The sequence below is a fragment of the Streptomyces mayteni genome, from assembly GCF_054783955.1.
Window position 1 is genome coordinate 1 of record NZ_BAAGPR010000192.1, and the last position, 7,982, is coordinate 7,982.

Here is a 7,982-nt window from a genome sequence, read left to right on the forward strand (position 1 = left end):
CCGGCAGCGGCACCAGCGCCACCGCCTCGACGCCGCCGTCCGCCACGGCCGCCGTCGGCAGCAGCTCCTCCAACAGCGCCCGGCCGACCTGGCCCGTGTCGAACTCCGCCCCGGCCCACGCGACCCGGGTCGCCACCACCTGCCAGTACGGCTCGGCGCCACCCGCGCCCAGCACCGGCGCCGCGACCCGCAGCCTGGCCGCCACCTCGGCGGGCGGCGCGCCGGCCGAGGTCAGCTCCACCACCTCCCGGGCCAGCCGCCGCTGCACCGTCCTGCTCGCCTCGCGGCGGTCCCGCTCCGCGGCCACCAGCCGCGCGACGCCGTCCAGCAGGTCGAGCCGCTCGGGGGGCCACTCCCCGGCGTCGGCCAGGACCGCGAGCAGCCAGCCGGAGAGCAGCGTCCGCCGCGGGTCGCCCTCCTCGTCGCCGACCGGGAACAGCGAGTACGTCTCGCCCCCCACCGCCGCCCGCGACGGGCCCCGGCGCCCGGCGCCGGCGGCCGCCAGCCGCCGCTCACACAGCTCGCCCGCGACGCCCGCCGGCAGCGGCTCGCCGCCGGTGGCGGCGATCGGCCGGCCGCTGGCGGAGAGCAGCCAGGCCCGCAGGTCCAGGTCGGTGCCCAACAGGTCGAGCACCGCCCCCGGGCCGCCGCCGGCCGGCCCGGCCGACATCAGCCGCCGGTGCCGGTCCACCACGGCCGCCAGGTCGCCGGCCCGCTCGCCCGAGACGCGGCGCACCACGAACTCGGTGATGTCGGCGAAGCCGACCTCCTCGCCCACCGCGAACAGCGGCAGCCCGTGGCGCGCGCAGGCGGCCGTCAGATCCTCCGGCACCGCGCCGAACTCGGCCTCGCCGGCCGCCAGACCCGCCACGCCCGCGGCGGTCAGGATCCGCACGAAGGGCTCCGCGTCGCCCGGGCCACGCCACCAGGCGAGGCCGGTCAGCACCAGCTCGCCGCCGCGCAGATAGCGGCTCGGGTCGCGCAGGTCCGTCGTCATCACCCCGCGCACCCGCCGGTCGAGCTCCGGCTCCCCGGCCAGCAGCCGCAACCCGAAAGGGCCGGTCTCCAGCAGCGTGCGCAGTCGCATGTCCTCGGTCCCGCCTGGCCGATCGTCGGTTTCCCTGGTGTTGCCCGGTGGCTGCCCTCTGGTTGCCGACACCGTTTCTTCGTACGAATCTACAAGAGCCGGCGGCCCAGCCGAGTGATGGCTTCGGCCCATCCGTGACTGCCCGCGACCCTTTCTGACCGGTTGTACTGGGAGGAGCCATGTCCACCACCGCCAACCTCCCCGGGAGGGCACGCTGATGGAGTTCCTGCGTCCGGCCGGCTGGCAGGAGGCGCTGGCCGCCAAGGCGGCCCACCCCGACGCGGTGCCGCTGGCCGGCGGCACCGATCTGATGGTCGAGATCAACTTCGACCGGCGCCGCCCCACCCGGCTGCTCGACCTCTCCCGGATCCCCGAGCTCCGCGCCTACGAGGCCGGCCCCGACGTCGTCAGGCTCGGCGCCGCCGTGCCCTACCGCGTCGTCATCGACCGGCTGCGCCCCGAGCTGCCCGGACTCGCGCTCGCCGCCCACACCGTGGGCTCCCCGCAGATCCGCAACCGCGGCAGCGTCGGCGGCAACCTCGGCACCGCCTCGCCGGCCGGCGACTCCCACCCGGCGCTGCTCGCCGCCGGCGCCCGGGTCGAGGCCGCCTCGGTGCGCGGCACCCGGCTGATCCCGATCGACGAGTTCTACACCGGGCCCAAGCGCAACGCGCTCGCCCCCGACGAGCTGATCCGCGCCGTGCACGTCGACACCGCCGGCGGCCCGCAGCAGTTCGCCAAGGTCGGGCCGCGCAACGCCATGGTCATCGCCGTCTGCGCGTTCGCCCTCGCCCTGCACCCGGTCACCCGCACCGTCCGCACCGGCATCGGCTCGGCCGCCCCGACGCCCGTCAGGGCCCACGCCGCCGAGGAGTTCCTGACCGGCGTGCTCGCCGAGGGCGGCCACTGGGAGAGCGGCCGGCCCGTGCCGCCGGCCGCCGCCCGCCGGTTCGCCGAGCTGGCCGCGGCCGCCTGCGCCCCGATCGACGACGTGCGCGGCACCGCCGACTACCGCCGGCACGCCGTCGCCGTGCTGGCCCGCCGCACCCTGCACTGGACCTGGTCCGCCCTCCGTCCCGACGCCCTGGAGAGGGGTGCCGCCTGATGCGCGTGCGACTCACCGTCAACGGCCGGCCGCAGACGGCCGACGACGTCTGGCCAGGCGAGAGCCTGCTCTACGTGCTGCGCGAGCGGCTCGGCCTGCCGGGCAGCAAGAACGCCTGCGAGCAGGGCGAGTGCGGCTCCTGCACCGTCCGGCTCGACGGCGACCTGGTGTGCGCCTGCCTGGTCGCGGCCGGCCAGGCCGACGGCACGTCCGTCGACACCGTCGAGGGGCTGCGGCGGGACGACCGGCTCTCCCCGTTGCAGGAGGCGTTCTGCGCGGCCGGCGCCGTCCAGTGCGGCTTCTGCACCCCCGGGCTGCTGATGGCGGCCGGCGAACTCCTCGAACGGGTGCCGGAGCCGTCCGACGCCGACATCCGCGAGGCGCTCTCCGGGAACCTCTGCCGCTGCACCGGCTACGAGAAGATCCTCGACGCCGTCCGGCTGGCCGCCGTCCGCGGCGCGGAGCCTGCGGGAGAGCTCTCGTGACCCCGCCTGCCGGCCGCGTGTCGCCGGCGCACGAGGCGCTCGGCGGCGAGAGCCCCGGCGGCGTCGGCGAGTCGGTGCCCCGCCCCGGAGGGTTGGGCACCGGCTACGAGAAGATCCTCGACGCCGTCCGGCTGGCCGCGGCCCGCACCGCCGACCACGCCACCGAGCCCGCGGCGGAGCTCTCGTGACCCCGCCCACCGGCCGCGTGTCGCCGCCGCGCCAGGCGCTCGGCGGCGAGAGCCCGGGCGGCGTCGGCGAGTCGGTGCCCCGCCCCGACGGGGTGCTCAAGGTCACCGGCGAGTTCGCCTACGCCTCCGACCTGTGGCACGAGGACATGCTGTGGGGCCACACCCTGCGCAGCCCGCACGCCCACGCCGCCATCGAGGCCATCGACGTCTCCCTGGCCCTGGCCGCCCCCGGCGTGCACTGCGTGCTCACCCACGACGACCTGCCCGCCGCCACCCACTACGGCCTGGAGATCCAGGACCAGCCGGTGCTCGCCCGCGACGTGGTCCGCTACCAGGGCGAGCCCGTCGCCGTGGTGGCCGCCGACCACCCGGAGTCCGCCCGCCGCGCCGCCGCCCTGATCCGCGTCGACTACCGCGAACTCCCCGTCGTCCACGACGAGGCCAGCGCCACCGCCCCCGACGCGCCCGTGCTGCACCCCGGCCGCACCGACCGGCACGCCGCCCACGCCCCGCACCCCAACGTCGTGCACCGCCAGCCGATCGTGCACGGCGACGCGGCGGCCGCCGCCGCGACCGCCGACGTGGTGGTCACCGGCGAGTACGAGGTCGGCATGCAGGACCAGGCGTTCCTCGGCCCCGAGTCGGGGCTCGCCATCCCCGCCGAGGACGGCGGCGTCGACCTGCACATCGCCACCCAGTGGCTGCACGTCGACCACCGGCAGCTCGCCCCCGTGCTCGGCCTGCCGCCCGAGAAGGTGCGACTCACCCTCTCCGGCGTCGGCGGCGCCTTCGGCGCCCGCGAGGACCTCTCCATGCAGGCCCACGCCTGCCTGCTGGCGCTCCGCACCGGCCGGCCCGTCAAGATCGTCTACAACCGCCACGAGTCCTTCTTCGGGCACGTGCACCGGCACCCCGCGAAACTCTCCTACGAGCACGGCGCCACCCGCGACGGCAGGCTCGTGTACGTCCGTGCCAGGATCGTGCTCGACGGCGGCGCCTACGCCTCGTCCTCGTCCGCCGTCGTCGGCAACGCCGCCTCCCTCGGGCTCGGCCCCTACGAGGTGCCGCACGCGCACGTCGAGGCCGTCGCGCTCTACACCAACAACCCGCCCTGCGGCGCGATGCGCGGCTTCGGCGCCGTCCAGGCGTGCTTCGCCTACGAGGCCCAGATGGACAGGCTCGCCGCCGCCCTCGGCCTCGACCCCGTCGAGCTGCGCCGGCGCAACGCCATGAGCCAGGGCTCCACCATGCCCACCGGCCAGGTCGTCGACTCGCCCGCCCCCGTGGCCGAGCTGCTCCGCCTGGTGAAGGCACGCCCGCTGCCCCCCGAGCGGCAGTGGGAGACCGTCGACGCGGCCACCGGCGCGCCGGCGGTCGACGTCCGCGCGCTGCCCGGCGGGCTCTCCAACGCCGGCCACGGCGAGGGCGTGGTGCGCGGCGTCGGCTACGCCGTCGGCATCAAGAACGTCGGCTTCTCCGAGGGCTTCGACGACTACTCCACCGCCCGGGTCAGGCTGGAGGTGATCGCGGGCGAGCCGGTCGCCACCGTGCACACCGCGATGGCCGAGGTCGGCCAGGGCGGCGTCACCGTGCACGCCCAGATCGCCCGCACCGAACTCGGCGTCACCCGGGTGACGATCCTGCCCGCCGACACCAGCGTCGGCTCCGCCGGCTCCACCTCCGCCTCCCGGCAGACCTACATGACCGGCGGCGCCGTCCGGAACACCTGCCTCGCGGTCCGCGCCGAACTGCTGCGCCGCGGGCGGGAGCGGCACGGCTGGCCGGAGACCGGCCCCCGGTTGGAGGGCGGCAAGGTGGTCGCCGCCGACGGCTCGGTGCTCGCCTCGCTCGCCGACGTGCTGGGCGACGAGGCCGTCGACCTGGAGCTGGAGTTCAGGCACCGGCCCACCCAGCCCTTCGACCCGGTCACCGGGCAGGGCTTCGGCCACGTCCAGTACTCGTTCTGCGCGCACCGCGCCGTCGTCGAGGTGGACACCGAGCTCGGCCTGGTCAAGGTGATCGAGCTGGCCGCCGCCCAGGACGTCGGCAGGGCCATCAACCCGGCGGCCGTCGCCGGCCAGATCCACGGCGGCTCCGCCCAGGGGCTCGGCCTCGCCGTGCTGGAGGAGATCGTCGTCGGCCCGGACGGCCGGATCCGCAACCCGTCCTTCACCGACTACCTGATCCCCACCATCCTCGACACCCCGACCATGCCGCTCGACGTCCTCGAACTCGCCGACGAACACGCCCCCTACGGGCTGCGCGGCATCGGCGAGGCCCCCACCCTCTCCGCCACGCCCGCCGTGGTGGCCGCGATCCGGCAGGCCACCGGGCGCGACCTGCGCCGGGTACCGGTGCGCCCCGAACACCTGGTGGACCCGGGCGGGTCGGAGGGGGGCGCCTGATGCTGGAGCTCGCCGAGACGCTGCGCGCCTGGTGCCTGGACGGGCGCGAGTTCGCCGTCGCCACCGTCGTCGACGTGCGCGGCAGCGCCCCGCGCGCCCCCGGCGCCGCGCTGGCCGTCGCCGCCGACGGCACCGCGGTGGGCAGCGTCTCGGGCGGCTGCGTCGAGGCCGCCGTCTACGAGCTGTGCCGGGAGTCCCTGGCCGACGGCGCGCCCCGCCGCGAGCGGTTCGGCTACGCGGACGACGACGCCCTCGCCGTCGGCCTCACCTGCGGCGGCACCGTCGAGGTGCTGGTCACCCCGGTCGGCCGCGCCGCGCCCGCCCGGCGGACCCTGGCGGCCGCGCTCGCGGAGGCCGGCGGCGGCCGGCCGCTCGCGCTGGCCAGGATCGTCGTGGGACCGCCCGAACTCCGCGACGGCGCGCTGCTGGTGCGCCCCGACGGCACCCACCGAGGCACCCTCGGCGGCCGGCCGGGCCTCGACCGGGCGGCCGCCGCCGAGGCCGCCGCGCTGCTGGACGCCGGCCGCACCGGCCTCGTCCACCTCGCCGCCGAGGGCGGCCGCTGCGGGACGCCCGTCACGCTGCTCGTCGAGACGAGCCTGCCGCCGCCGCGGATGCTGGTCTTCGGCGCCGTCGACTTCGCGGCCGCCCTCGCCGGGGCCGGCGCCTTCCTCGGCTACCGGGTCACGGTCTGCGACGCCCGCCCCGTCTTCGCCACCCCCGAGCGCTTCCCCGCCGCCCACGAGGTCGTGGTCGACTGGCCGCACCGCTACCTGGACACCCAGCGCGACCTGCTCGACGGCCGCACCGCGATCTGCGTGCTCACCCACGACGCCAGGTTCGACGTCCCGCTGCTCACCAGGGCGCTCGCGCTGCCCGTCGGCTACGTCGGCGCGCTCGGCTCGCTCCGCACCCACGCCGACCGGCTCCGCCGGCTGCGCGCGGCGGGGGTCCCCGAACGCCGACTCGCCGCGCTGCGCTCGCCGATCGGCCTCGACCTGGGCGCCAGGACCCCCGCCGAGACCGCGCTCTCCATCACCGCCGAGATCGTCGCCCTCCGCCGCGGCGGCTCGGGCGTGCCGCTCACCGACAGCGGGCTGTCCATCCACCACGAGACCACCGCCGCCCTCGCCCCCGCCCCGGCCGGCAGCACCGCCGCCTGACCCCGCGGGTCAGGCGGCGGCGATGCGGGCGCGCAGCCCCTCGAGGCGTTGGGCGGTCTCCTCGTCGCCCGCCGCGCGGCAGCGGGCGACGGTGTCGGCCAGCCGGGCCAGCGCGGCCTCCCGGCGGCCCAGCCGGTCGGCCTCGATGACGGCCGCCACCCGGTTCGCCTCGGCGCCTGGCCGCTCGCCGTCCCGGCCGCTCTCGGCGAAGGCGGCGACCGCGGACTCGGCGGCGGCCAGCGCGTCCTCGGCGCGGCCGGCGTCGACCAGGACCCTGGCCCGCAGGTCGTGGTTGACGCCCGTCTCGTACCCGCGGGCCTCCGGCGCCACGGAGTCGAGGAGGCCGTCCGCGGTGGCCAGGTGGCTCAGCGCCGCGTCCGGCTCGGCGCGCTCGGCGAACGCGCGGGCCGTGGTCAGGACGGCGCTCGGGTGCGGCGCCTCCTCGTGCAGGGCGAGCATCCGCGCGTAGGCCGCGCCTGCCGTGTCCGCGTTGCCGGCCCGCAGCAGCGCGGCGGCCGCCTCGGCGGCGGCCATGGTGTGCAGGTGCCGGTCCTCGTCCCAGGTGGCGAGCGCGTCCGCCAGCCGCAGGAACTCCTCGGCGGCGGCGCGGTGTTCGCCGGCGTGGGTGAGGCGGTGGCCCAGGCTGAGCCGGAGTTGGGCGGCGAGCCGCGGGTCGAGCGCGCCCTGGTCGGCGCCGAGCGCCGACTCCAGCACCGCGGCGGCCTCGGCGTGCTGGCCGGCCTGGGCCAGCACCTCGTGGAGGTCCAGGCGGGCGCCGGCGGCGTTGTCGTGGTCGCCGTCGCGCTCGAACCGGTCGGCGGCCTGGGAGAGATGGGTCACCGCGCTCGTCCGGTCGCCGGTCCCCGCGGACAGCCCGCCGAGCACGGTGTGCGCGACGGCGGTCGGGAAGTCCGGGTCGCCGTGGCGCGCGGCGCCGGCGAGGGCGCGGTGCGCCAGCTCGGCCGCCTCCTCGGCCCTGCCCTGCTGCCGCAGCACCTGGGCGAGGAGGAACTGCGGCATCGGGGTGCCCCAGGGCCGGTCGGCGGCCTCCAGGGCGTCGAGGCAGGCCCTGAGGTCGGCCACCGCCGCCTCCCAACGGCCCTCGCGGGCGGCGACGTCGGCGGCGTAGCGGTGCGCGGCCGCCGCCTGGTGCGGCACGGCCAGCCTGGTGGCCTCGGCCAGCAGCTCGGCCTGGGCCGCCGCGAAGCGCTCCCTGGCGTCGGCCGGCGGCTCGGCGCGGGCGTCGACCAGCGGCCGGAAGGCGAGGAACGTGCGGGTGTTGAGCAGGTGCAGCCGGGTGCGGGCGCCGTCCGAACCCGGTTCGGGCGCCGGGTGCTCCGCGGCGTCGTCGGCCATGAGCTCGGCGAGCTCCGCCAGTTCGGCGAGTTCGGCCCGGGTCGCGTCGTCGGCGGTCGTGGCCTCGCGGAGGGTGAGGGCGCGGGCCCGGTGGACGCGGGCCCGGCGGGCCAGGCCGGCGGCCGTGTACAGCTCGACGGCGGTGGCCACGGCGGCCACGACGGCGGCGCGGACGCCGTCGCGCATCTCGCGG

The 7,982-nt window shown here is 77.7% G+C and carries 7 protein-coding genes; 5 read left to right on the forward strand and 2 right to left on the reverse strand.

All coding sequences use genetic code 11. The annotated features are described in order from the left end of the window. Positions 1-1,087: PucR family transcriptional regulator ligand-binding domain-containing protein (locus ACYVPE_RS38400; RefSeq protein ID WP_461038482.1), on the reverse strand; the 1,087-nt coding region annotated here is incomplete at its 3' end. Positions 1,088-1,304: 217 nt separating this feature from the next. Here ACYVPE_RS38400 and ACYVPE_RS38405 point away from each other — a divergent pair. The 5 genes from ACYVPE_RS38405 to ACYVPE_RS38425 are packed head-to-tail and all read left to right on the forward strand — an operon-like array spanning position 1,305 to position 6,433. Further along, positions 1,305-2,192, forward strand: a complete 888-nt coding sequence (locus tag ACYVPE_RS38405) for an FAD binding domain-containing protein (RefSeq protein WP_461038476.1) — start codon at positions 1,305-1,307, stop codon at positions 2,190-2,192. Further along, on the forward strand, positions 2,192-2,677 hold the full coding sequence (locus ACYVPE_RS38410; protein WP_461038477.1) for a (2Fe-2S)-binding protein: 486 nt from the start codon (positions 2,192-2,194) through the stop codon (positions 2,675-2,677). The genes ACYVPE_RS38405 and ACYVPE_RS38410 overlap by 1 nt, the downstream gene beginning before the upstream one ends. Further along, a complete protein-coding gene (locus tag ACYVPE_RS38415; RefSeq protein ID WP_461038478.1) occupies positions 2,674-2,865 on the forward strand; it encodes a hypothetical protein in 192 nt (63 codons plus the stop codon). Before ACYVPE_RS38410 ends, ACYVPE_RS38415 begins: the two co-directional genes overlap by 4 nt. After that, entirely contained in the window at positions 2,862-5,270 is a 2,409-nt protein-coding gene (pucD, locus tag ACYVPE_RS38420) for a xanthine dehydrogenase subunit D (protein ID WP_461038479.1), read from the forward strand. The genes ACYVPE_RS38415 and pucD overlap by 4 nt, the downstream gene beginning before the upstream one ends. Next, positions 5,270-6,433 carry an XdhC family protein gene (locus tag ACYVPE_RS38425; RefSeq protein ID WP_461038480.1) on the forward strand — a complete coding sequence of 388 codons (1,164 nt, stop codon included), beginning with the start codon at positions 5,270-5,272 and terminating at the stop codon, positions 6,431-6,433. Before pucD ends, ACYVPE_RS38425 begins: the two co-directional genes overlap by 1 nt. Positions 6,434-6,442: 9 nt before the next feature. Here ACYVPE_RS38425 and ACYVPE_RS38430 read toward each other — a convergent pair. Then, positions 6,443-7,982, reverse strand: a 1,540-nt coding sequence (locus tag ACYVPE_RS38430) for a tetratricopeptide repeat protein (protein WP_461038481.1), incomplete at its 5' end; no start/stop codon positions are given.

Bases quoted from the DNA above. Each gene is read 5' to 3' on its own strand.
- ACYVPE_RS38405 (WP_461038476.1), top strand. From the start codon at position 1,305: ATGGAGTTCCTGCGTCCGGCCGGCTGGCAGGAGGCGCTGGCCGCCAAG.
- ACYVPE_RS38410 (WP_461038477.1), top strand. From the start codon at position 2,192: ATGCGCGTGCGACTCACCGTCAACGGCCGGCCGCAGACGGCCGACGAC.
- ACYVPE_RS38425 (WP_461038480.1), top strand. From the start codon at position 5,270: ATGCTGGAGCTCGCCGAGACGCTGCGCGCCTGGTGCCTGGACGGGCGC.